General features: G+C 43.1%; 20 protein-coding genes. 1 reads left to right on the top strand and 19 read right to left on the bottom strand.

Features of this window, described 5'->3' with window-relative positions:
• Nucleotides 1-116 precede the first annotated feature (116 nt).
• From prmC to ACQKL6_RS00555, 11 genes are all read right to left on the bottom strand, one after another.
• Nucleotides 117-986 (bottom strand): peptide chain release factor N(5)-glutamine methyltransferase, encoded by an 870-nt coding sequence (prmC, locus tag ACQKL6_RS00605; protein ID WP_402870297.1) that lies wholly within the window; start codon nucleotides 984-986, stop codon nucleotides 117-119.
• Nucleotides 979-2049, bottom strand: a complete 1071-nt coding sequence (gene prfA, locus ACQKL6_RS00600) for a peptide chain release factor 1 (RefSeq protein WP_402870294.1) — start codon at nucleotides 2047-2049, stop codon at nucleotides 979-981. Before prfA ends, prmC begins: the two co-directional genes overlap by 8 nt.
• A 160-nt stretch (nucleotides 2050-2209) precedes the next feature.
• Nucleotides 2210-2662 (bottom strand): hypothetical protein, encoded by a 453-nt coding sequence (locus ACQKL6_RS00595; protein ID WP_402870292.1) that lies wholly within the window; start codon nucleotides 2660-2662, stop codon nucleotides 2210-2212.
• Between the two features lie 176 nt (nucleotides 2663-2838).
• A complete protein-coding gene (locus tag ACQKL6_RS00590) occupies nucleotides 2839-3444 on the bottom strand; it encodes a thymidine kinase (RefSeq protein ID WP_402870289.1) in 606 nt (201 codons plus the stop codon).
• Nucleotides 3445-3581: 137 nt separating this feature from the next.
• Nucleotides 3582-3782 carry a 50S ribosomal protein L31 gene (rpmE, locus tag ACQKL6_RS00585; protein WP_034315847.1) on the bottom strand — a complete coding sequence of 67 codons (201 nt, stop codon included), beginning with the start codon at nucleotides 3780-3782 and terminating at the stop codon, nucleotides 3582-3584.
• Between the two features lie 148 nt (nucleotides 3783-3930).
• Entirely contained in the window at nucleotides 3931-5220 is a 1290-nt protein-coding gene (gene rho, locus ACQKL6_RS00580; RefSeq protein WP_402870287.1) for a transcription termination factor Rho, read from the bottom strand.
• 314 nt (nucleotides 5221-5534) lie between these two features.
• Nucleotides 5535-6497, bottom strand: coding sequence for a class II fructose-bisphosphatase (glpX, locus tag ACQKL6_RS00575; RefSeq protein ID WP_402870284.1), 963 nt, complete (start codon nucleotides 6495-6497; stop codon nucleotides 5535-5537).
• Nucleotides 6498-6594: 97 nt separating this feature from the next.
• Nucleotides 6595-7878 (bottom strand): UDP-N-acetylglucosamine 1-carboxyvinyltransferase, encoded by a 1284-nt coding sequence (locus tag ACQKL6_RS00570; protein ID WP_403124169.1) that lies wholly within the window; start codon nucleotides 7876-7878, stop codon nucleotides 6595-6597.
• Between the two features lie 217 nt (nucleotides 7879-8095).
• A complete protein-coding gene (gene fsa, locus ACQKL6_RS00565) occupies nucleotides 8096-8746 on the bottom strand; it encodes a fructose-6-phosphate aldolase (protein WP_427650241.1) in 651 nt (216 codons plus the stop codon).
• A 147-nt stretch (nucleotides 8747-8893) separates the two neighbouring features.
• The gene (locus ACQKL6_RS00560; protein WP_427650239.1) at nucleotides 8894-9751 is read right to left on the bottom strand and encodes a class II fructose-bisphosphate aldolase; all 858 of its coding nucleotides are present in this window, start codon (nucleotides 9749-9751) and stop codon (nucleotides 8894-8896) included.
• A gap of 238 nt (nucleotides 9752-9989) precedes the next feature.
• Nucleotides 9990-10361 carry a response regulator gene (locus ACQKL6_RS00555; RefSeq protein ID WP_402870275.1) on the bottom strand — a complete coding sequence of 124 codons (372 nt, stop codon included), beginning with the start codon at nucleotides 10359-10361 and terminating at the stop codon, nucleotides 9990-9992.
• Between the two features lie 278 nt (nucleotides 10362-10639).
• On the opposite strand from ACQKL6_RS00555, the gene ACQKL6_RS00550 reads away from it, so the two are divergent.
• On the top strand, nucleotides 10640-11176 hold the full coding sequence (locus ACQKL6_RS00550; RefSeq protein ID WP_427591707.1) for a DUF2529 domain-containing protein: 537 nt from the start codon (nucleotides 10640-10642) through the stop codon (nucleotides 11174-11176).
• Between the two features lie 56 nt (nucleotides 11177-11232).
• On the opposite strand, the gene ACQKL6_RS00545 is transcribed toward ACQKL6_RS00550, so the two are convergent.
• The 8 genes from ACQKL6_RS00545 to ACQKL6_RS00510 form a co-directional block, all read right to left on the bottom strand.
• Nucleotides 11233-12837: a CTP synthase gene (locus ACQKL6_RS00545; protein ID WP_402954908.1), complete on the bottom strand. Its 1605-nt coding sequence runs from the start codon at nucleotides 12835-12837 to the stop codon at nucleotides 11233-11235.
• 411 nt (nucleotides 12838-13248) lie between these two features.
• A complete protein-coding gene (gene rpoE / locus ACQKL6_RS00540; RefSeq protein WP_427650237.1) occupies nucleotides 13249-13812 on the bottom strand; it encodes a DNA-directed RNA polymerase subunit delta in 564 nt (187 codons plus the stop codon).
• Nucleotides 13813-14258: 446 nt separating this feature from the next.
• Nucleotides 14259-17525, bottom strand: coding sequence for a fused isobutyryl-CoA mutase/GTPase IcmF (gene icmF, locus ACQKL6_RS00535; RefSeq protein ID WP_427650235.1), 3267 nt, complete (start codon nucleotides 17523-17525; stop codon nucleotides 14259-14261).
• An 11-nt stretch (nucleotides 17526-17536) separates the two neighbouring features.
• Nucleotides 17537-18187, bottom strand: a complete 651-nt coding sequence (locus ACQKL6_RS00530) for a TetR/AcrR family transcriptional regulator (RefSeq protein WP_402990503.1) — start codon at nucleotides 18185-18187, stop codon at nucleotides 17537-17539.
• A 112-nt stretch (nucleotides 18188-18299) separates the two neighbouring features.
• Nucleotides 18300-19439: an acyl-CoA dehydrogenase gene (locus ACQKL6_RS00525; protein WP_402954918.1), complete on the bottom strand. Its 1140-nt coding sequence runs from the start codon at nucleotides 19437-19439 to the stop codon at nucleotides 18300-18302.
• A gap of 25 nt (nucleotides 19440-19464) precedes the next feature.
• On the bottom strand, nucleotides 19465-20595 hold the full coding sequence (locus tag ACQKL6_RS00520; RefSeq protein WP_427650492.1) for an acyl-CoA dehydrogenase: 1131 nt from the start codon (nucleotides 20593-20595) through the stop codon (nucleotides 19465-19467).
• Between the two features lie 40 nt (nucleotides 20596-20635).
• On the bottom strand, nucleotides 20636-21487 hold the full coding sequence (locus ACQKL6_RS00515) for a 3-hydroxybutyryl-CoA dehydrogenase (RefSeq protein WP_402870256.1): 852 nt from the start codon (nucleotides 21485-21487) through the stop codon (nucleotides 20636-20638).
• Nucleotides 21488-21516: 29 nt separating this feature from the next.
• Nucleotides 21517-22710 (bottom strand): acetyl-CoA C-acetyltransferase, encoded by a 1194-nt coding sequence (locus tag ACQKL6_RS00510; protein ID WP_402870253.1) that lies wholly within the window; start codon nucleotides 22708-22710, stop codon nucleotides 21517-21519.
• Between the last annotated feature and the right edge of the window lie 134 nt (nucleotides 22711-22844).

Raw genomic sequence — 22844 nt, 5'->3', positions numbered from 1 at the left:
CTCGCCCCCCTCATACAAACTAGTCTCGCCAATACCCGGCTATCTTAAACTAGTAAATATGATTTAGGGTTCACGATTTTCCAAAAGGAAAAAAATCCGTCCCCAACGGAGACGAATCAACTCAATATAGCAAAGACCATTCGATCTTTCCCATTAATATCATGTTCAACAGAAACATCCGCGTGCACAAACGTTTCTTTCAGTAATCCAGCCACAGCTTTCCCTTGTCCTGCCCCCACTTCAAAACCGATGAAACCAGGCACTTGCATGACTTGCGGCAATTGTTCCATAAACCGGCGGTAAAAATCGAGTCCATCGACACCTGCAAATAAAGCACGATGGGGCTCATGATCCGTTACGACCGTAGACATCGTCTTTTCATCTTCATCCGGGATATATGGAGGATTCGATAAAAGGATGTCCACCTTCTTATTTTGCTGGATGAAGGGCTGAAGTAAATCACCTTGGATAAATTGCACATCCGCATCCAGTAATCCAGCATTCCTTCGCGCCACCTCAAGTGAAGGTGCTGCGATATCCGTGGCCGTCACGTGCAGTCTTGGTTCCTCCAGTTTCATCGTTATGGCAATTGCTCCACTACCCGTCCCGATATCTGCCATATTCAGCTTCTGGGCCCCTTTAAAAATGCCGGGAAGTTTTCGAAGCGTATAGTATATCAATTCTTCCGTTTCCGGTCTGGGAATCAATACTTCTTCATTCACAAGGAAGGTACGGCCATAAAACTCCTCGCTTCCGATTATATACTGGACCGGTTCTCCTTTTACGTGTTGCGCCACTCCCGACTTGAATTGTTCAAGCTGTTCTGGACTGAGTTCTGTGTGCAGATTGGCCAAAAGTTGCGATCTCGTCTGTTTTAAATAATGTTGCAGCAAAATCTCTCCCGCATTGGCATCGCGACCATTCTCCATTAAAAAAGAAGAAGCCCACTTCAGGGCTTCATATACTTTCACAACCGGATTATTCATCTGCATTTTCCAGCCTTGATGATTGATCTTCCATGATCAAGGCATCCACGACATCATCCAGCTTTCCTTCCATGATTTGATCCAGCTTTTGAATCGTTAAGCCAATCCGATGGTCGGTAACACGGTTTTGCGGGAAATTATACGTGCGGATTCGTTCTGAACGGTCCCCTGTACCAACCGCAAGCTTCCGGTTCTGGTCATATTCTGCCTGTACTTCGCGATTGATTTTGTCATATACCCGAGCCCGTAATACTTTCATCGCTTTGTCTTTATTTTTGATTTGTGATTTTTCGTCCTGACAAGACACTACCGTATTCGTTGGTATATGTGTTAAACGTACGGCAGACATGGTCGTGTTAACACTTTGCCCTCCAGGTCCGCTGGATGCAAAAGTATCTACACGTACATCCTTATCATGGATTTGTATTTCCACTTCTTCCGCTTCTGGTAAAACGGCGACCGTTGCCGTTGATGTATGAATTCGTCCACCCGACTCCGTTTCAGGGACACGTTGAACACGATGGGCTCCATTTTCAAACTTCAACTTGGAATAAGCACCATTCCCATTGATCATGAAAATGATTTCCTTATAACCGCCAAGCCCGGTAGGACTCGCTTCAATGACCTCAGTCTTCCAACCTTGCACCTCAGCAAAACGGCTGTACATGCGGTAAAGACTTCCTGCAAATAGAGCCGCTTCATCTCCGCCTGCCGCTCCACGTATTTCCATGATAACGTTTTTGTCATCATTAGGATCTTTCGGAATCAGCAAGATCTTCAGCTTTTCCTCGAGTCGTTGTATCGTGGATTCGAGTTCACTGATTTCTTCCTTAACCATATCGCGCATATCCGCATCCAATTTATCCTCAAGCATTGCTTTAGCTTCCTTGTGTTGATCCCGGACCTCTTTGTATTCCTTATAAGTGGAAGCCGTTTCCTGAATACTAGCTTGTTCCTTCGAATATTCCCTTAGCTTATTCGTATCATTGATGATTTCAGGGTCACTCAATAGTTCATTCAATCTCTCATATCTATCTTCTACTGCTTGCAGTCGATCAAACAAGTTATTCACCTCTTAAGTTATCCAACACCTACTTGGCATGATGTTGAAAGGATCTTTTTATTTCTACATATAATTAATTCAGTGCCCCATTCGAGTTCACTTCTAAGGTTAATTATAGTATAGGTGAATAATCAACGTCAAAGCTGATTCAAATATGTGGTTATTTCTTTACTTTCACATCTATATTATATTGGGGAACGGCCCGTAAGATAAGATCCTCGATCCGTCTCTTTTCCTTTTCTCTTTCCTGATCCGTCTTTATTTTGCCTTTGGCAAGGACGGTCACATGAATCGTATTGCCATTATGCCACACCATCCCAGTATCATAATCGGTTTCCGATTTAATGACCGCTCGGATTTTATCTACTTCTTGCCCCATTGAGGGTGAATTATTACTTGTATGATGAGGTGTATTCAGCAGCTGATCAGACGGGCGTTCCGTTTCATTGTCCCAATCAGGAGTGACATTTTTCATATGATTACCAACAAATTCTTGACCATTTCTAGTTTGATCTCTGTATTCTGAATCATTATCAATTGCATTGTCATTTTGACCGCAAGCTGTCAATATACTAAGAAAAACAGCCGCCAAAAAAGGCAAAGTGATTTTCATGTTTTTACCTCCATTAGGTTATGTCTTATTAGAGTGCTTCCTCTTCAGCATTCCCAAAATGAAGGTAAAAGTTTCTTTAATTCTCTTCCATGTATTGGGATGACCTTTCTTCTATATGTTCCCTTTACCTAATAAAAAATGCCCTAGGATCGGAATCCTAGGACATCGTTTTACATTCATATTTGTTCTTTTACTTCCACCGCTTGTTTACCTGGAACTTCGTGATGATGACGGCAACGGGGCTCATATGACTCCGATGCACCAACAAGAATGATGGGTTCATCATAGGAAGCAGGCGAACCATCAATCAAACGCTGAGTCCTACTCGCAGGTGACCCACATACTTCACATACAGCTTGCAGCTTCGTAACGGATTCAGCAAGTGATAATAAAGTAGGCATGGGGCCGAATGGTTCACCTCTGAAATCTTGGTCCAGTCCAGCCATAATCACTCGATAACCGCTGTCCGCAAGATGCTGGGCAACCCCGATAATTTCAGGATCAAAGAATTGAACTTCATCTATCGCAATAATATCCAAGGGCTGATCCAGATACTTAAATATATCTGTTGAATGGGCAATCGGCTTTGCCATCACGGAGGAACCGTTGTGTGATACGACAGCCTCTTCCGCATAGCGGTTATCTATAGCTGGTTTAAAAACCGCTATACTCTCTTTTGCAAATTGAGCACGGCTGACCCGTTTTATCAATTCCTCAGATTTACCTGAAAACATGCTTCCGCAAATAACCTCGATCCAGCCTGTTTGTTTCATTACATACATGGAAACAGCTACTCCTTCCACCTGTCGATCCCTTGGCCATAATTTTTTTGGACCCGGTTTTATATAAAATCTCATTAATTTTCAGAAAAGAAAAAAACAGGCAAGAAGAATACTTGCCTGTTTTTTGAAAGTCCGGCTTATTTAATACCGTATTTTTTGTTGAAGCGATCAACACGTCCGCCAGCTTCAGCGAATTTTTGACGACCAGTGTAGAATGGATGGCATTCTGAACAAGTCTCAACTTTGATTTCTTCTTTAACTGAACCAGTTTCAAAAGTATTCCCGCAAGAGCAAATTACTTTTGATAGTTTATAATTTGGATGAATTCCAGTTTTCATTCTTTTCAGCTCCTTCTGCCCTGAATCATTCGAAACAGAGTTATATACTTCAAGATGAGGAAAATGCATCCTCACATTTATTGTAAAAACACATGACCTCATTATAGCAATTTAAAACTCGTTGTGCAACATTTTGTTTTCAACCTGTTTAAGAGCGCTTTAAACTCGATGATCCTTTTTTCATTTCAAGCATCTCTTCGTCCAACTTACTGAAAAATTCCTCATTGCTTTTTGTCTGTTTTAGACGGCGAAGGAATTTCTCTGCAAAATCTGGGGAATCGGACATCGTTTTACGAATGGCCCAAAGCTTATCCAAACGGTCTTTCGGAATTAATAATTCTTCTTTACGGGTACCTGAACGGCGAATGTCAATCGCAGGGAAAATGCGTCTTTCAGCAAGGGAGCGGTCTAAGTGAAGCTCCATATTCCCCGTACCTTTAAATTCTTCATAAATAACATCGTCCATACGTGATCCAGTATCTACCAAAGCTGTAGCAAGAATAGTTAAGCTACCGCCTTCTTCGATGTTCCTGGCTGCTCCAAAGAAGCGTTTTGGCCGATGGAATGCAGCGGGATCAATCCCACCCGATAACGTTCTACCGCTTGGGGGAATCACTAGGTTATAAGCACGTGCCAAACGAGTAATACTATCCATTAGAATGATGACATCGCGTTTATGCTCAACTAGGCGCATTGCCCGTTCCAATACCAGTTCAGCCACTTTGATATGGTTCTCCGGCACTTCATCGAATGTCGAACTAACGACGTCACCAGCCACTGAACGTTCAATATCCGTTACTTCTTCGGGGCGTTCGTCAATGAGTAAGACAATTAACTCCGCCTCGGGATGATTCGTTGTAATGGCATTGGCCATTTCTTTAATCAACATCGTTTTACCCGCCTTAGGGGGAGCCACGATTAACCCACGTTGGCCAAACCCGACAGGAGCAAGGACATCCATAATTCTTGTTGATAAATTCTTCGTCGTTGTTTCTAATGTAATCTGTCTATTTGGATACAACGGAGTCAACCCAGGGAAATGGACACGTTCCTTAGCAGACTCAGGATTGTCGCCATTAACGGCTTCTACATGTAATAATCCATAATAGCGTTCGTTTTCTTTCGGCGGCCTAACCTTTCCGGATACCTTATCACCATTACGCAAATCAAACCTGCGGATTTGGGAAGCTGAAATATAGATATCCTCCGAGCTTGGAGAGTAATTAATCGGACGCAGGAAACCAAATCCCTCTGAAGGGATAATCTCTAAAACACCTTCCATGAATAGAAGGCCATCTTGTTCGGCTTGAGCTTTCAGGATCGCAAATATAAGTTCTTTTTTCGACAGCTTGCTGTAATAAGAAACTTTATATTCCCGTGCATGCTCATAGAGATCTTTTAATTTCATGTTTTCTAAATTGGAAATCGTTAAATTCATCATGACACCACACTTTTATTAATTAAACGTTTTCACCCATACTGAAAAAGGATTGGTTTGTTAAATGGAAGAGAATCCACAATCCATGTACCTGACCAGAGTTTTCGTAGAAAGGATGATACATTTTACATGTAAAGAAGAAAATTATTTGAAGGCTTCTTGAAGTTTGGAGTGAAAGGGCAGAATTAAATCAATTAGTAGAACAAGCTTTATTTTACTTTTTTTAATTAAATTATTCAACTTAATTTTTTAAAAGAGAAAGCGTGCATGAAACACGCGCGCTTTCCCTCATAACTATTCAAGAGTAAATGGTCTTATCTAATCAAGCCGTTTGGCTTCATTTTCAGAATATGGCGTCCATCGATGAAACGGACCGTTCCTGATTTGGCACGCATGACCACGGATTGTGTCTCGCCATGATGAGCCTTAAATTGTACGCCACGAAGAAGTTCACCATCCGTAACGCCAGTCGCAGCAAAAATCGCGTCATCACCACGGACAAGGTCTTCCATTCTCAAGACTTTACCAAGATCAAGTCCCATTTTCCCACAGCGTTTCACTTCTTCTTCATTTTGAGGAAGAAGCTTACCTTGGATTTCTCCTCCAAGACATTTTAATGCTACAGCTGAAATGACTCCCTCAGGAGCTCCACCAGATCCGAATAGAATATCAACACCTGTATGATCGAAAGCCGTATTAATGGCACCGGCTACATCTCCATCGTTGATCAACTTGATACGGGCACCCGCATCGCGAAGTTCTTCGATGATTTTAGAATGGCGTTTACGGTTCAAGACCGTAGCTACCACGTCTTGAATATCCTTATTTTTCGCTTTGGCAACTGCCTTAAGGTTATCTAATACGGATGCGTTGATATCGATCAGGCCTACCGCTTCAGGGCCGACGGCAATTTTATCCATATACATATCAGGAGCATGCAGCAAGTTCCCTTGATCGGCAACAGCCAAAACTGCTAGTGCGTTCCAACCGCCTGAGGCAACGATATTCGTTCCTTCTAAAGGATCGACTGCAACATCCACTAGCGGTCCAAGGCCTGTACCAAGTTTCTCACCGATATAAAGCATGGGTGCTTCGTCCATTTCCCCTTCACCGATAACGACCGTACCTTGCATGGGTATGCTATTAAAAACATCCCTCATCGCCGTTGTTGCCGCATCATCTGCTTCTTCTTTCTTTCCTCTACCCATCCAACGCGCAGATGCAAGAGCAGCCGCTTCCGTTACACGGACAAGCTCCATCGACAAACTTCTTTCCATTTTTCGTTCCCCCTCAATGTGCAAACATGTTTTATTTATATAATAGTATAGCACATTAAAGCATATAACGTAACACAATAAGGCAATAAGAAAGGGATCAGCTTTTCAGCTGCTCCACTTCTTCTTCTGTCATTTTTTCACGCCAGATCGTTGCACCTAAGCCAGAAAGTTTCTCTACAAGATGACTATATCCACGGTCTATATGTTCAAGACCCGTCACTTCCGTTATTCCTTCTGCCATTAAACCTGCAATTACCAAAGCTGCTCCTGCACGCAAATCGCTCGCTTTGACCTTTGCCCCATGAAGTTGGACCGGACCGCTAATGATACCCGTCCTGCCTTCCGCTTTAATCTTTGCATTCATGCGGCGTAATTCGTCTATATGCTTAAAGCGTGCTCCGTAAATCGTGTCAGTCACCATGCTTGAACCGCTTGCTTTTGTTAATAACGACGTAAAAGGCTGCTGTAGGTCAGTCGGGAACCCCGGATAAACCAAGGTCTTTATATCAACAGACTTCAGGACCTGACCAGGAGCCACAAATACTTGATCGTCCCCCGCTTCAATTCCGACGCCCATTTCCCGCATTTTGGACGTGAGTGACTCTAAATGTTGGGGAATGACATTATCGATCAATATGCCCTCACCAACAGCAGCAGCTAGAATCATGAAAGTTCCCGCTTCTATCCGATCGGGGATAATCGTATGTTTGCACCCATGAAGGCTATCCACACCATCAATCCGAATGATATCCGTTCCGGCTCCCTTGATTTTCGCTCCCATATTGGTCAACAAGGTAGCCACATCAATAATTTCTGGCTCTTTTGCGGCATTTTCAATTACGGTCCGCCCTTTAGCCAAGACAGCAGCCAACATGATATTAATCGTTGCCCCGACACTGACTACATCCAAATAGATACGGGCACCACGTAGCTCGTCCGCCCTTAAATAAATGGCGCCTTGTTCATTCGTCACTTGTGCTCCTAGTGCTTCGAACCCTTTAATATGCTGATCGATTGGACGAGGCCCTAAATGACATCCTCCAGGCAGTCCAATTACAGCTTTTTTAAATTTCCCTAGCATCGCACCCATCAAATAATAAGAGGCACGCAATTTTTTCACCTTTCCGTTAGGTAGAGGCATAGAAATCATTTTGCTGGGATCGACAGTCATTTCACCATCGTCAAAAACAACAGTACCGCCAATTTCCTCCATTAATTCTTTTAGCATCTGTACATCAGAGATATCCGGCAGGCCTTCTATCGTGACTGGGGAATCTGCCAAAATCGTTGCAGGAATTAAAGCGACAGCACTGTTTTTCGCACCACTGACCCGAATGGTCCCCTTAAGAGGATAACCACCGGCAATTTTAAGTTTTTCCATAATGAACTCCCTTCCACGCTAAGCACTCAAGAAGCTGTATTTTAAATAAAAGTAATATTTTACCACAAGAAAATTGCGTAATCCGACATCATTCACTATCTAGTTTCTTAGTTTACACAAAAATAGAAAAGTCATGTAGAAAAATGAGAAAAATTTCTAATTTTTTTCTTTTTCATCCAATACTCAGCATTCTTTTGCAACTTAGCGGTAGGATTCATTATGCTTCTGTACGAGAGTTCCAGTCTTTCAAGAATGCTTCGATCCCTTTATCCGTTAAAGGATGGTGGAATAATTGCATTAACACTTTATAAGGAATTGTTGCGATATGAGCTCCGTTTAACGCAGCTTGTGTGATATGCATCGGATGGCGAATTGAAGCCGCGATGATTTCTGATTGGATGCCATGGATTGTAAAGATGTCTGCGATATCGGAGATTAAGTCCAATCCATTTTGACCGATATCATCTAAACGTCCTAAGAATGGAGACACATATGTCGCTCCTGCCCTAGCAGCAAGTAACGCTTGGTTGGCACTGAAAATAAGGGTAACATTCGTTTTAACTCCTTGTTTTGTTAAAGCTGCAACAGCCTTCAAGCCATCCGGTGTCATTGGTACTTTGATTGTGATATTTGGTGCAATGGAAACTAGTTCTTTTGCCTCTGCCATCATTCCTTCAAAATCAAGGGAGATAACTTCCGCAGAGACGGATTCCTTTACAAGGCTTGTAATCTCTTTTAGACGGTCATGAAAAGAAACGCCTTTTTCTCTTGCTACAAGCGATGGGTTGGTCGTAACCCCTCCTAAGACACCAAGTTCGTAAGCTTGTTTAATTTCTTCCATATTAGCTGTATCAATAAAGAATTTCATGAAAAGTTCCTCCATATGTAAATGAATTTTACGTGCTTGTACACTGCATTTTAATGGTTTGATGAACGAAGGGCAATACCGCCTTGTTCCTATGTCGCCATCAGAGAACAAAAAAATCTCTGATGGACAAATTACCTTTTAAAAAAATTAAGCTTTGTTATTGGAACCGAATTCGCGAATTTTACCAATGACCGTTTGTTTGATTGCTTCCCGACCAGGTCCTAAGAATTTGCGTGGATCATATACATCCGCATTACTATTTAAGACTTCTCGAACAGCTTTAGTGAAAACGATTTGGTTTTCCGTATTCACATTTATTTTTGATGTTCCCAGTGAAATGGCTTTTTGGATATCTTTTGTCGGAATACCAGTGCCACCATGAAGAACAAGCGGTTTTTTAGTTAGATCACGAACCTCTTCCATTTCCTTATACCCAAGGTTCGGTTCTCCTTTATATGGACCATGGACAGAACCCAATGCCGGAGCAAAGCAGTCTACATCCGTTTCCTTAACAAGAAGTTCACATTCCTTAGGATCTGCATAAACGACACCATCTGCGATGACGTCATCTTCTTGTCCACCTACTGTTCCTACTTCAGCCTCAACGGACACATTGCGGGCGTGAGCGAATTCCACAACCTTCTTAGTCGTTTCAATGTTCTCTTCAATCGGGTGATGGGAAGCATCGATCATTACTGAAGTGAAACCAGCCTCGATAGCTTCTTTACACTTATCAAAGTTAGAACCATGGTCAAGATGAATGGCCACAGGTACGGTGATTTTCATATCTTCCATTAAACCTTGAACCATCATCACAGTTGTTTTGAATCCACCCATGTGACGGGCAGCCCCTTCAGAAACACCAAGAATGACCGGCGATTTTTCTTCTTCTGAAGCAGCCAGAATAGCTTGCGTCCACTCCAGGTTATTAATGTTAAATTGACCTACTGCATACTTTTCATCAAGAGCTTTATTCAGCATATCTTTCATGGAAACTAAAGGCATTTGATTTCCTCCTAATAATGAATGTATTGTTGAAAGTTGTTTCTATCTAGATATTCCCGAAAACTAAAGCATCATACACATAATAACCAGAATATCTCTACTCGTTTAGCATATCAATACATGAAAAAAACAGCAACAAATTGACCATATCACTTAAGCTTCACACTAAAAAAAACACGGCTATCTTAAAGAAGATGCCGTGACGCTTCTTTATTGAGATAAAGATCCATAAACCTAGTTAACTAGATTGGATGGGTAAATATTCACGGACAGCATTTCTAATATCATCGATGTCAAAAGGCTTTGCAAAATGAGTCATCGCCCCTAAGTCCTTTGCTTCTTGTATCATGTCAAGTTCTCCATACGCCGTCATGATGATGACCCGAATATCGGGATCGACCGCTTTCATCCGCTTCAAGATTTCTATTCCATCCATACCGGGTATCTTCATATCCAACAATACAAGATCAGGTGAATCATTGTTAAGAACTTCTAAAGCCTGAATGCCATTCGCAGCTTGAAACGTTTCATACCCTGCTTTATGTAAGACCTCGTTCAATAAAATTCGAATCCCAAACTGGTCATCGACAATTAATATTTTCCCTGACATTTAGCCACCTCTGTTCTCTATTTGTAATGTGAAAATGAATCAGATAATAGATCCCCCTTATGGGTAATTAATTTGGCTTGCTGCAAAACTTCTTTGGAGTTCTATGTCTCTATGTTCATATTCAATAATTGTAACAAAATTCCTGCTATAAGAGTAAATTGATTTTAATTTTTCGGATGACCTTTCTGACAGATAATGACTCGAATGACTGGAAATCTGTTAAAGGAACAAAAAGTCCTTTATAATAGGGGTACTATTTTTTAAAGGAGTTCCTAAATATGTTGAAGATATTTTCTACACAGTTAAGTGGTGTATTTAAGAAGATCATGGAAAAGGATTCTTTCGAAATGGAGGATGCCGGACGCCTATTAGCTCAGGCCGTGGTCGGAGATGGGTCCGTTTTCATTCATGGATTCGGGGAAATGCAAGGAGTTGTTGCGGAAAGTCTCGAGGGGGAGGAACCTTTTCCAAAAGCTAAAAGATACACAGATGATAGTAGGATTTCCCACGAGGATCGGCTTCTGTTATTCAGTCGTCACTCAGATGATCCAGAAGCCATCAAATTTGCTGAACGACTTCATCAGGAAGGCATACCTTTCGTTGCCGTTTCAACCGTGGTTCCATCCGAACGAACCACACTGGTGGAGCTAGCGGATGTCCACATTGATTTACGCATCCAACGTGGATTAATCCCGGATGAAACGGGAAATCGTTACGGTTACCCGACTCTCATCGCTGCCCTTTTTGCTTATCATGGGATTAAGTTCACGGTCGAGGAAATCATACAGGAATATGTTGATGAATCCGAAGGTTGACCCGACTTCTAGACCAAAACAAAAAAAACAGCCAAACGGCTGTTTTTTTGTTTTTATTATTTTTCGTTATGTTTCAAAGACATACCCACAAAGTCACGGAAAAGTGGTTGTGGACGGTTTGGACGTGATATGAATTCCGGATGGAATTGTGATGCCACGAACCAAGGGTGATCTTGCAATTCTACGATTTCCACTAAACGGCCATCTGGGCTTGTACCAGAGAAGATGAATCCTGCCTCTTCCATGGCTTGACGATAATGGTTGTTGAATTCATAGCGATGGCGGTGACGTTCATATACGACTTCATCGTTATATGCCTCATATGCTTTTGTACCTTCGATAAGCTTACATGGATATAGACCAAGACGTAAAGTACCACCCAAGTCTTCCACATCTTTCTGTTCTGGTAGAAGGTCAATGATTGGGTCTGGTGTATCTGCATTGATTTCTGCTGAATGCGCTTCAGACAAACCTAGAACATTGCGTGCAAATTCGATGGATGCCAATTGCATACCCAAGCAAATACCGAAGAACGGCGTTTTCGTTGTACGTGCATATTCGATTGCTGCGATTTTTCCTTCGATTCCACGATCTCCAAATCCACCAGGGACAAGGATTCCATCTGCATCTTTAAGCAATTCAGCAACATTTTCTTTCGATACATCTTCGGAATTGATCCAATCCACTTCAACGTCCGCATCAAATGCGTATCCTGCATGTTTAAGTGCTTCGACAACAGAAAGGTATGCATCTTGCAATTCAACATATTTACCAACAAGGGCAATTTTCGTTTTCTTCGTCAAAGAAGTAACTTTTTTAACAAGTTCTTTCCAATCTTCCATTTCTGCCACTCCACAATCTAGTTGTAGGTGGTCGCACACAATCTGATCCATATTTTGCGCTTGAAGGGCAAGCGGGATTGAATAAAGTGTATCCGCATCAAGACACTCGATTACTGAATCTTTATCGATATCGCAGAATAAAGCAATCTTATCCTTCATATCTTGTGATATCGGTCTTTCAGTACGTGCTACGATGATATTCGGTTGAATACCAAGACTGCGTAATTCCTTAACACTATGCTGTGTTGGTTTTGTTTTCATTTCACCGGCAGCTTTAATGTAAGGAACAAGAGTACAGTGAATATACATGACGTTATTGATTCCAATGTCACTTTTGATTTGACGAATGGCTTCAAGGAATGGAAGAGATTCGATATCACCGACTGTTCCACCGATTTCAGTGATTACGATATCCGCATTCGTTTCGTTTCCTGAACGGAAAACCCGTTCTTTGATTTCATTGGTAATATGAGGGATAACTTGAACAGTTCCGCCTAAGTAGTCTCCGCGACGTTCTTTTCGTAAAACGGTTGAATAAATTTTACCTGTTGTCACATTGCTGTGTTTACCAAGATTGATATCGATAAAACGCTCATAGTGACCTAAGTCCAAATCCGTTTCGGCGCCATCATCCGTTACGAACACTTCACCATGTTGGTATGGGCTCATTGTTCCTGGGTCCAAGTTGATATATGGGTCGAATTTTTGAATCGTTACATTTAACCCTCTATTTTTTAAAAGCCTTCCTAGAGAAGCTGCTGTTATCCCTTTTCCCAAAGAGGAAACTACTCCACCCGTTACAAAAATATATTTAGTCATCTCATATCCTCCTATGAATGTTTTCATCAACTGCCGTTCTCTTGATTCCATTGAACCTTCTGCCTTTGTTTATTCCGGCAGATATAGACGAACAAACCAGGTCTTACAATCTTATCTCTTAGAAGTAACCAAGAATTCGGACGGTAAGATGGGGTATGCCTGGCATGCCAATTAGATAAGTTCCCTGTGTTTAACATGAACTTTTTACTGATATCTATAGTTTTTACCACTTTACGCGTATTCATTGTAAAAATAAAAAAATGATGTCATTTTAACATTCCATCATCAAAAACAAAAACGCTCCTCTTACAAAAAAGTAAGGGAGCGATATAATTTTAAGATTGTGTCCTTTTTTAAGGAGCCCAAAAATGATTCTACAAATTTCGCCTTAAAAAGTCAAGGGGCGATTATTTATTTCTCTTTTTCGTCGTCTTCTTCATCTTCGTCTTCATCGATTTCGAAAACTTCATCTTCAATAATTTCCTCTTCTAAATCGTCGTCATCATCCACGTCGTCTTCTAAAAGTACTTCGTCGATAACTGCGCCGCCTAAGATTTCATCATCGTCATCGTCATCATCTTCATCCAAGTCATCAATATCTTCCTCGAAATCAAGATCTTCGTCTTCAATATCATCGAAGTCTTCAACGACCACTGCAGCTTTCTTCGCTTTCTTTTTCTTCTTCACTTTAACAACGTGCACGACTTCTTCTTCAATTTGGTCAACCGGGTACCAAGTTTTCAATCCCCAGCGGTTTTCCCCAAGTGAAGTAAATCGGCCATCTACATTCAAATCCGTATAGAACTGGGCAATTCTCTTTGCCACTTCCGCTTTTGATAAATGCTGAAGTGAAGCTATTTCACTCATTAAGTCTTTAAATAGAATGGGTTCGTTTTTTTCAACCAACACTTCATATGCGATTTCTATCAAGGACATTTCCATAATTTGCTCTTTCGAGTATTTTTTCAAACTCAAGTTCCGCACTTCCCTTCTCTATTCGAACACGACTAGTCATGTTTTTTCACATAAAAAAATAATCTAAAACAGTATTTCGGTAAAATAACGACAATTCCTGCTAGACATATTATCCATTATAAACAATCTAAATGGGTTTATGCTAGTTCTATCTGATACTTTCACAGATTTTCCCTACTGGCTTATAAAAACTAAATCTATTTCAAGGAAGGTATAAGGGAAAAAGCACCCACAAATAACGTTAAAAAAGATTTGAGATTGATGTGCGAAATAATCCTTATTTTTTAACATCAGTATCCTCGTTTTGATTCTACCAATCACAGATAGGGGTGAATCATCATCTTTGCCCCTTTTCAAGGAATTTATAAGGTAAATGTTTCATTTTCCGAAAAATGATGAAAATTGGTTCTGAAAAAGGAGCATCCCTTAAGGATACCCCTTCCCTTTTACATATTTCTTCTGTATTGTCCGCCAACCTCATATAATGCACTTGTTATCTGACCCAAGCTCGCGACTTGCACGCAAGTCATCAGTTCGGCAAAAATATTTCCTCCGTTCATTGCCGTGTCCTTTAATCGGTTCAAGGCTTCCTCAACACTTTCCTTGTTTTCTTCCTGGAATGCACGAAGATTCGCGATTTGCCCTTCTTTTTCCTCTTTTGTAGCTCGGGCAACCTCCATGCTGTTCACAGCTTCTTCTGTTGGGGGATTCGGATTCAAATACGTATTCACCCCAATGATTGGGAGTTCCCCTGTATGTTTTTTCATTTCATAATGCATGGATTCATCCTGAATCTTCCCTCGTTGATACTGGGTTTCCATGGCGCCCAACACACCGCCTCTATCATTAATGCTATCGAACTCCCTCAAGACGGCTTCCTCGACTAGTTCAGTCAACTCTTCAATTATGAAGGCACCTTGCATCGGATTTTCATTCTTGGATAGTCCATGTTCTTTCGTGATGATCATCTGAATGGCCATGGCACGGCGTACAGACTCTTCTGTAGGTGTAGTGATGGCTTCGTCGTATGCATTGGTATGAAGCGAGTTGCAATTATCTTGCAGGGCCATTAAGGCCTGTAGCGTTGTCCGTATATCATTGAAGTCGATTTCCTGTGCATGTAGGGAACGTCCCGATGTCTGGATGTGGTATTTTAGCTTCTGGCTTCGTTCATTGGCACCATATTTATCACGCATGACTGTCGCCCATATTCGTCTCGCGACCCTTCCGATAACGGTATATTCCGGGTCAAGGCCGTTGGAAAAGAAAAATGACAGATTTGGAGCAAAGTCATTGATATCCATGCCGCGGCTTAAGTAATATTCAACATACGTAAAACCATTCGCCAACGTGAAAGCCAATTGGGAAATAGGATTGGCTCCCGCTTCTGCGATATGATAGCCGGAAATCGAAACCGAGTAATAATTCCGGACCTTTTTATCTATGAAATATGCTTGGATGTCCCCCATCAGCCTTAAGGCAAATTCGGTAGAGAAGATGCAGGTATTTTGCCCTTGATCTTCTTTGAGAATATCAGCCTGAACTGTCCCACGGACCGTTTGAAGCGTATAATCCTGAACTTGTTCATATTCTTCCTTTGTGAGCGAACGGCCTAATTCCCCTTCTTTCAGGCGGACCTGCTGTTCGATTGCCGTATTCATATACATGGCCAAGATAATGGGCGCAGGGCCATTGATCGTCATGGACACCGACGTGGATGGGGCGCATAAATCAAAGCCGGCATACAATTTCCTCATATCATCCAACGTGCAGATGTTGACGCCACTCTCTCCTACCTTCCCGTAAATATCCGGCCGGTAATCAGGGTCTTCCCCATATAACGTAACCGAATCAAAGGCGGTACTCAGGCGTTTCGCATCATCATCTTTAGATAGGTAATGAAAACGACGGTTCGTTCTATCCGGTGACCCTTCGCCGGCAAATTGGCGCTTGGGGTCCTCCCCCTCGCGTTTGAATGGGAAAACTCCGGCCGTATACGGGAAATGCCCAGGTACATTTTCTCGATAGACCCACCCTAGTATCTCCCCATAGTCTTCGTATTTAGGAAGGGAAACCCTTGGGATCATTAACCCGGACAAACTTTTCGTCTTTAGGTCGGTGACGATTTCCTTATCCCTGATTTTCGTGACAAGCTGGGTGGCCGAATATTTCTCTTTTAACTCGTTCCAGCCAGCCAGGATGGCTTTCGATTCGGCCGATAACTTGGAAACGGTTTCTTTTTTCGATGCCTCAAGTGACTCCACGACAGCTTCCTCACACCCATTTTCCTTGACCGCCACTATCGCCCCTTCCAGCTGGAACAATCTTCTTGCCAGTTTGACTTGTTCTCGTGCCTGCTTATGATAATTCCGGACCGTCTCACTGATTTCACGTAAGTAGTACCGCCGGTCAGTTGGAATGATGACATTCTGCTTGTAGACATCCGCTTCTTTTGAAAAAGTCGTGCTCCAATTCGTCCCGGCCTTTTCGTTTAACTTTTCGATAAGAACGGCGAATAAAGCATTCGTGCCTGGGTCATTGAATTGCGAGGCGATGGTACCATATACAGGCATTTCGGAAGTGTCTCGATCAAATAAAGTATGGCTTCTTTGATACTGTTTCTGAACCTGATTTTTAGCATCTTCAGACCCTTTACGCTCATATTTATTGATGACGATCAAATCGGCATAATCGATCATGTCAATTTTCTCAAGCTGTGAAGGGGCTCCGAATTCACTTGTCATGACATACATGGACACATCGCAAATCTCGGTAATGCCCGCATCTCCCTGGCCGATTCCACTCGTTTCTACGACGATTAAATCAAAGCCTGCCGCCTTGACCACTGAAATGGCATCTTGAATGGCGAGTGAGAGCTCACTTTTTGAATGGCGAGTCGCCAAGCTTCGCATATAGACTCGATTGGAAAAAATGGCGTTCATTCGGATCCGGTCACCAAGCAACGCCCCGCCAGTTTTTTGTTTTGTCGGATCGACCGAAAGGATCGCCACATTCTTCTCCGGAATTTCATTGAGGAAACGTCGGATCAACTCATCAGTCAGTGAGCTTTTCCCAGCTCCTCCCGTTCCTGTAATGCCGAGCACCGGCACCTGTTTTTCTGATGTCTTGACCTGTTCAAGGAGACTTTCTACTGTTGCGGCTGATTCCTGGGCGGCGTCGAGCCTATTTTCTGCACAGGTGATATATTGGGCAACCGCACTCGTTTCTCCTGCAATCAGTTCATCAAAACGGTCCTGCAAGGATGGCTTTACTGTCGAGAAGTCACACTCTGCCATCAAAACGTTGATCATTCCCTGTAGCCCGTACTCGCGGCCCTCATCAGGAGAGAAGATACGGGCAATCCCATATTCATGTAGTTCCTGAATCTCCCTTGGTAAGATGACACCGCCGCCACCAGCGAATATTCGAATGTGTTCGGCTCCCTTTTCTTTCAATAAGTCATACATATATTTAAAGTATTCCACGTGCCCACCTTGGTAGGATGACATCGCGATACCCTGGACATCCTCTTGAATCGCTGCATTCACGATTTCCTCGACCGAGCGGTTATGGCCTAGATGAATGACTTCCGCCCCGCTTGCCTGAAGAATCCTTCTCATAATGTTAATGGATGCATCATGGCCATCGAATAAACTCGAAGCCGTCACGAACCGAATATGGTTTTTAGGTTGATACACTTCAATTGTACTCATTTGACTCCTCCTTATTGAAATGAATTGATATCAGCATGTTTCTGAATCGATACACTATGGGTCAATAATTCTGTTTGGATTTCAACATACTCTTGAAGCGTAAATCTTTTGTGTAAAGCCCATCTTCTAAAACTCCACATCTGTCCCTGAACGAAAATGTTATGGGAGACGAGGCTGATCTGTTGCTTCGTCAAGTGAAGCTCCCCGTTCTTGACACAATTGGTGATGACCTTTTCGAACATGCCCACCATTTCGATTTCCTTGTTTAAAACGTATGGTAAGGCATCCTTGGTCAAGGCTTTCACCTCTTGATACATGACCAATACTTCATCCTGCATCTCATCCATTACCTGATAAAAATAGGCGATTGTCAGTTTCAGGCTGTCTAGCGTCCCATCACTCTGTTCGATTTCCCTCTGAAGTTTCTCCCGGACCTCATCATAAATAAAGTCACAGACGAGATATAGAATGTCTTCCTTCGTCCGGATATACTCGTATAACGTACCGATACTAAAACCGGATGCTTTAGCAATCTCCCTTGTTGTCGTCCGGTGAAACCCCTTCTCTTTAAATAGGTTAACGGCACCTTTAATCATCTGCTTACGCCTTTTCTCGATCAGCCTCTCATCCTTGACAGACGCTTGAACTTCTCTTTTTTCCATTTCTTAAACCCCTTTTAGAAAGCTCACCCTTCACCTTCAGGGAGCCTTTCAGAAAAATGAAAAGGGTATTCCGGGAGGCGGAAGGGCCTCTCCGGAAAACCTGGTTTCAACTCTATTTAGTTATCATCCTTGAGATGACCAGTTTTTGAATTTCCTGTGTTCCCTCATAAATTTGGGTGATCTTTGCATCTCGCATAAAGCGTTCAACCGGGTAATCTTTTGTATATCCATACCCGCCAAACACTTGAACAGCCTCCGTTGTTACTTTCATGGCTGTGTCCCCGGCAAAAAGTTTCGACATGGCGGATTCCTTTCCATAAGGGAGGCCCACTGACTCCAGCCAAGCCGCTTGATACGTTAAGAGTCGCGAAGCCTCGACACCTGTCGCCATATCCGCCAATTTAAAACCGATTCCCTGCTGTGCGGAAATAGGTTTTCCAAACTGGACGCGTTCTTTTGCATAACCAACCGCCGCATCCAAGGCTCCTTGGGCAATACCGACTGCCTGAGCGGCAATTCCGTTACGTCCGCCATCAAGAGTCATCATCGCGATTTTGAACCCTTCGCCTTCTTTTCCCAAAAGATTTTCTTTTGGTACACGGCATTCATCAAAAATGATTTCAGTTGTCGGTGAAGAACGAATTCCGAGTTTTTTCTCTTTTTTACCTACACTGAAGCCTGGAAAATCCTTCTCGACAATAAAGGCACTTGTTCCTTTTTGTTTAGACTCCGGATCTGTCAATGCAAATACTACATACGTATCGGCGATACCACCGTTCGTGATGAAAATCTTCGAACCATTGATGATGTATTCATCTCCTACAAGCTTTGCAGTCGTTCTCATGCCACCGGCATCAGACCCTGAGCTTGGTTCCGTCAAACCATATGCACCGATTTTTTCACCTTGAGCCATCGGGCGAAGGTATTTTTGTTTCTGTTCTTCCGAACCAAATTTATAGATTGGCCAACCGGCAAGGGATGTATGGGCCGAAAGCGTAACACCCGTAGAGGCACATACACGGGATAGTTCTTCGATTGCGATACAATACGCGAGATAATCGCTTCCGATGCCCCCGTATTCTTCTGGCCATGGAATTCCGGTCAGTCCAAGTTCAGCCATTTTATCAAAAATCTCACGGTCAAACCGTTCTTCTTCATCTCTTTCGGCTGCTGTTGGAGCCACTTCATTTTCAGCGAAATCACGCACCATTTTCCTGATCATTTCATGTTCTTCCGTTAATTTAAATTGCATATCCATGTCCCCCATCTTCTTGGTTTTAGAGATGTTTATTAATGACGATCCTTTGTATCTCACTGGTTCCTTCATAAATTTCCGTCACCTTGGCATCCCGGAAGTAACGTTCTACCGGGTATTCCGTTGTATACCCGTACCCTCCGTATACCTGAATGGCCTCAGTTGTCACTTCTACAGCCGTCTTCGATGAAAACAACTTTGCCATCGATGCCTCCTTGCCACAAGGTAACCCAAGCGACTGAAGATAGGTCGCTTGATAGACTAATAGCCTGGAAGCCTCGATGTTCGTGGCCATTTCGGCCAATTTGAACCCGATGCCTTGCTGCATGGCAATCGGTCTGCCGAATTGCACCCTGCTCTTTGCATACTCGACAGCATGTTTCATGGCGCCTTCGGCAATACCGAGGGCTTGAGAAGCAATGCCTATTCTTCCAACGTTCAGGTTGGCCATCGCAATTTTGAACCCTTCGCCCTCGCTACCAAGGAGATTCCCAGCTGGTATTTTCATATCTTCAAAGGTTACCTGTACCGTACTGGAACCATGAAGTCCCATTTTCCGCTCATTTTTCCCGAAAATAAGGCCAGGTGTTCCTCTTTCTACGATAAAGGCAGAAATGCCCTTGCTTTTCTTACTCGGATCAGTGGAAGCGAATACAATGTAAACATCTGCCTCCGCTCCATTTGTGATGAATACCTTTGAACCGTTCAGCCGGTAGGTCTCGCCTTCCTTTACGGCTTTTGTTTTCAAACTCGCAGCATCGGATCCTGAACTTTGTTCCGTCAAACAGAAGGCACCTAAGTATTCACCTGCAGCAAGCTTCGGGACAAACCTCTCTTTCTGTTCTTCCGTTCCGAAGTAAACGATTGGATTCGTGCCAACGGAAGTATGGACCGAAAGTATGACACCCAGAGTCGGGCTCACTTTAGAAATTTCATTGATGGCAATGATATAAGACATGAAATCCATCCCTGCTCCACCATATTGCTCTGGGATCGGGATACCCATCAGTCCAAGTTCACCCATTTTACGGAGGATCTTTTTGGGAAACTCCCCTCTTTCCATCGATTCTATATGGGGCTCTATCTCCTTTTCGGCAAAATCACGGACCATCTTGCGCATCATTTCCTGCTCTTCTGTGAATTGGAAATCCATCCCTACATTCCTCCCCTGATGCCCTTGCTCTACCTGAAGACTAACTGTATTCATAAAAACCACGTCCTGACTTCTTACCAAGCCAACCTGCTTTTACATATTTCCTCAATAACGGACATGGACGGTATTTGTCGTCCCCTAACCCATCATGGAGGGTTTCCATTATGTATAAACATGTATCCAGGCCAATGAAGTCCGCGAGTGTAAGTGGTCCCATGGGATGATTCATGCCTAACTTCATGACGTCATCGATCGCCTCTTTGGTTGCTACACCCTCGTATAGGGTATAAACCGCCTCATTGATCATTGGCATCAGTATCCGGTTCGCAACGAATCCAGGAAAATCATTCACTTCGACCGGGACCTTACTTAAGGACTTTGCCATTTCCTCAATTTCTTCATATACGTCGTCTGCTGTAGCAAGACCACGGATGATCTCGACCAGCTTCATGACCGGAACCGGATTCATGAAATGCATGCCGATCACCTTCTCCGGCCTTTTTGTCGCAGCAGCTATTTCCGTAATGGGAAGCGATGACGTATTGGTCGCCAGTATGACATGCTTCGGGGCGATTTCATCCAATTGGGCAAAAAGCTTCGTTTTGATTTCCATATTTTCAATGGCTGCTTCAATGACCAAATCCACATCTTTCGCTTGATTCAAATCCGTTGATGCTGTCAACCGGGATAACGTTGCCTCTTTATCTTCAGCAGGCAGTTTTCCTTTTTCTACTTGTCGGGAAAGGTTCTTGGTAATCGTACCTAATCCCTTTTCTACATATTCTTCTTTCAAGTCATGCAATAGAACATCATAGCCGCTCATTGCGCATACCTGGGCAATACCAGAACCCATTTGCCCTGCACCAATGACCATAACCTTTTGAATGCCCATCCAAAATCCCTCCTTAGTTATCTAGCAATCTATTTTCCCTGCGTTGGCACTTCTATTAAAATGGCATCTCCCTGACCGCCGCCACTGCAAATGGCTGCAATGCCCAATCCGCCGCCGCGACGTTTCAATTCATGCATAAGCGTGATGATGATGCGGGCTCCACTAGCCCCAATCGGATGTCCCAATGCTACGGCACCACCGTTTACATTTACTTTTTCAGGATTGACATTCGCAATCTTCCCACTGGCTAGGGCGACAGCGGCAAAGGCTTCATTGATTTCAAATAAATCTATGTCCTCGATGGATTTACCGGACTTTTTCAAGAGTTCATTGATGACCAAACCAGGTGTTTTGGGAAAGTCTTTGGCTTCCACAGCCACTTCTGCATGGCTCAAAATATAGGCAAAAGGCGTTACCCCTTCTTTTTCTGCACGTTCTTCACTCATTAAGACAAGGGCTCCCGCTCCGTCATTGACCCCTGGGGCATTTCCAGCCGTGATGGTCCCTTCGTTATTAAAGGCCGGACCTAATTTGGCCAGCTTCTCGGCTGATGTATCTTTTCTTGGGCCTTCATCATGCTCAATCGTCATAGGCGTTCCTTTTCTTACCGGAACCTCTACGGCAATGATCTCTTCAGCCAAAATTCCGGCATCGATTGCCTTAATGGCCTTTTGGTGACTTTCATAAGCCCAGCTATCCTGCTGCTCACGCGTAAGCTCCAGTTCTGCAGCTGTACTGTTTCCATACGTCCCCATATGTACGCCTGTAAAGCTACAGCTAAGGCCATCCGAGATCATCGTATCCTTCAGCTGACCATCGCCCATCCGTAGTCCCCATCTCGCTTTCGGGAGAATGTATGGTGCGTTGCTCATCGATTCCATTCCACCGGCAACGATGATTTCTTCCTCCCCTAAGCGAATAATCTGATCTGCCAATGTCACGCTTCGAAGACCTGAGGCGCAAACTTTGTTTATCGTTTCCGTTTTCACTTCCCAAGGTAACCCTGCATTACGTGCTGCTTGCCGAGAAGGGATCTGCCCTTGCCCCGCTTGGAGCACATTCCCCATAATGACCTCGCCTACCTTGCTTCCATCAATCCCTGCCCGTTCAACCGCTTCTTTGATTGCTATTCCACCAAGCTGTGAGGCTGTCAAACTGCTGAGGCCCCCGCCGAACTTACCAAAAGGTGTTCTCACACCGCTAATGATCACTGTTTTCGTCATTATTCATTTCCTCCTCAGGTAAATTGATTGAACGCTCGCTCGATGTCCGTATAAAAAAAATTTGAAAGCGCTTAATTCCATTTTACATATTTTTTACAAAAATTAAAATATTTAGTTTATATAAAAGAGAAATT

Source organism: Peribacillus sp. NPDC097197, from assembly GCF_050278025.1.
Lineage (GTDB): Bacteria > Bacillota > Bacilli > Bacillales > DSM-1321 > Peribacillus.
Note: the sequence above shows the minus strand (reverse complement) of the source record. Positions and strands in the feature narration are given on the sequence as shown.

Excerpts from the sequence above, each read along its gene's own strand:
- prmC (WP_402870297.1), bottom strand. The coding sequence starts at position 986 with ATGAATAATCCGGTTGTGAAAGTATATGAAGCCCTGAAGTGGGCTTCT.
- ACQKL6_RS00595 (WP_402870292.1), bottom strand. The coding sequence starts at position 2,662 with ATGAAAATCACTTTGCCTTTTTTGGCGGCTGTTTTTCTTAGTATATTG.
- ACQKL6_RS00590 (WP_402870289.1), bottom strand. The coding sequence starts at position 3,444 with ATGTATGTAATGAAACAAACAGGCTGGATCGAGGTTATTTGCGGAAGC.
- rpmE (WP_034315847.1), bottom strand. The coding sequence starts at position 3,782 with ATGAAAACTGGAATTCATCCAAATTATAAACTATCAAAAGTAATTTGC.
- rho (WP_402870287.1), bottom strand. The coding sequence starts at position 5,220 with ATGAATTTAACGATTTCCAATTTAGAAAACATGAAATTAAAAGATCTC.
- glpX (WP_402870284.1), bottom strand. The coding sequence starts at position 6,497 with ATGGAAAGAAGTTTGTCGATGGAGCTTGTCCGTGTAACGGAAGCGGCT.
- ACQKL6_RS00570 (WP_403124169.1), bottom strand. The coding sequence starts at position 7,878 with ATGGAAAAACTTAAAATTGCCGGTGGTTATCCTCTTAAGGGGACCATT.
- fsa (WP_427650241.1), bottom strand. The coding sequence starts at position 8,746 with ATGAAATTCTTTATTGATACAGCTAATATGGAAGAAATTAAACAAGCT.
- ACQKL6_RS00560 (WP_427650239.1), bottom strand. The coding sequence starts at position 9,751 with ATGCCTTTAGTTTCCATGAAAGATATGCTGAATAAAGCTCTTGATGAA.
- ACQKL6_RS00555 (WP_402870275.1), bottom strand. The coding sequence starts at position 10,361 with ATGTCAGGGAAAATATTAATTGTCGATGACCAGTTTGGGATTCGAATT.
- ACQKL6_RS00550 (WP_427591707.1), top strand. The coding sequence starts at position 10,640 with ATGTTGAAGATATTTTCTACACAGTTAAGTGGTGTATTTAAGAAGATC.
- ACQKL6_RS00545 (WP_402954908.1), bottom strand. The coding sequence starts at position 12,837 with ATGACTAAATATATTTTTGTAACGGGTGGAGTAGTTTCCTCTTTGGGA.
- icmF (WP_427650235.1), bottom strand. The coding sequence starts at position 17,525 with ATGAGTACAATTGAAGTGTATCAACCTAAAAACCATATTCGGTTCGTG.
- ACQKL6_RS00530 (WP_402990503.1), bottom strand. The coding sequence starts at position 18,187 with ATGGAAAAAAGAGAAGTTCAAGCGTCTGTCAAGGATGAGAGGCTGATC.
- ACQKL6_RS00525 (WP_402954918.1), bottom strand. The coding sequence starts at position 19,439 with ATGCAATTTAAATTAACGGAAGAACATGAAATGATCAGGAAAATGGTG.
- ACQKL6_RS00520 (WP_427650492.1), bottom strand. The coding sequence starts at position 20,595 with ATGGATTTCCAATTCACAGAAGAGCAGGAAATGATGCGCAAGATGGTC.
- ACQKL6_RS00515 (WP_402870256.1), bottom strand. The coding sequence starts at position 21,487 with ATGGGCATTCAAAAGGTTATGGTCATTGGTGCAGGGCAAATGGGTTCT.
- ACQKL6_RS00510 (WP_402870253.1), bottom strand. The coding sequence starts at position 22,710 with ATGACGAAAACAGTGATCATTAGCGGTGTGAGAACACCTTTTGGTAAG.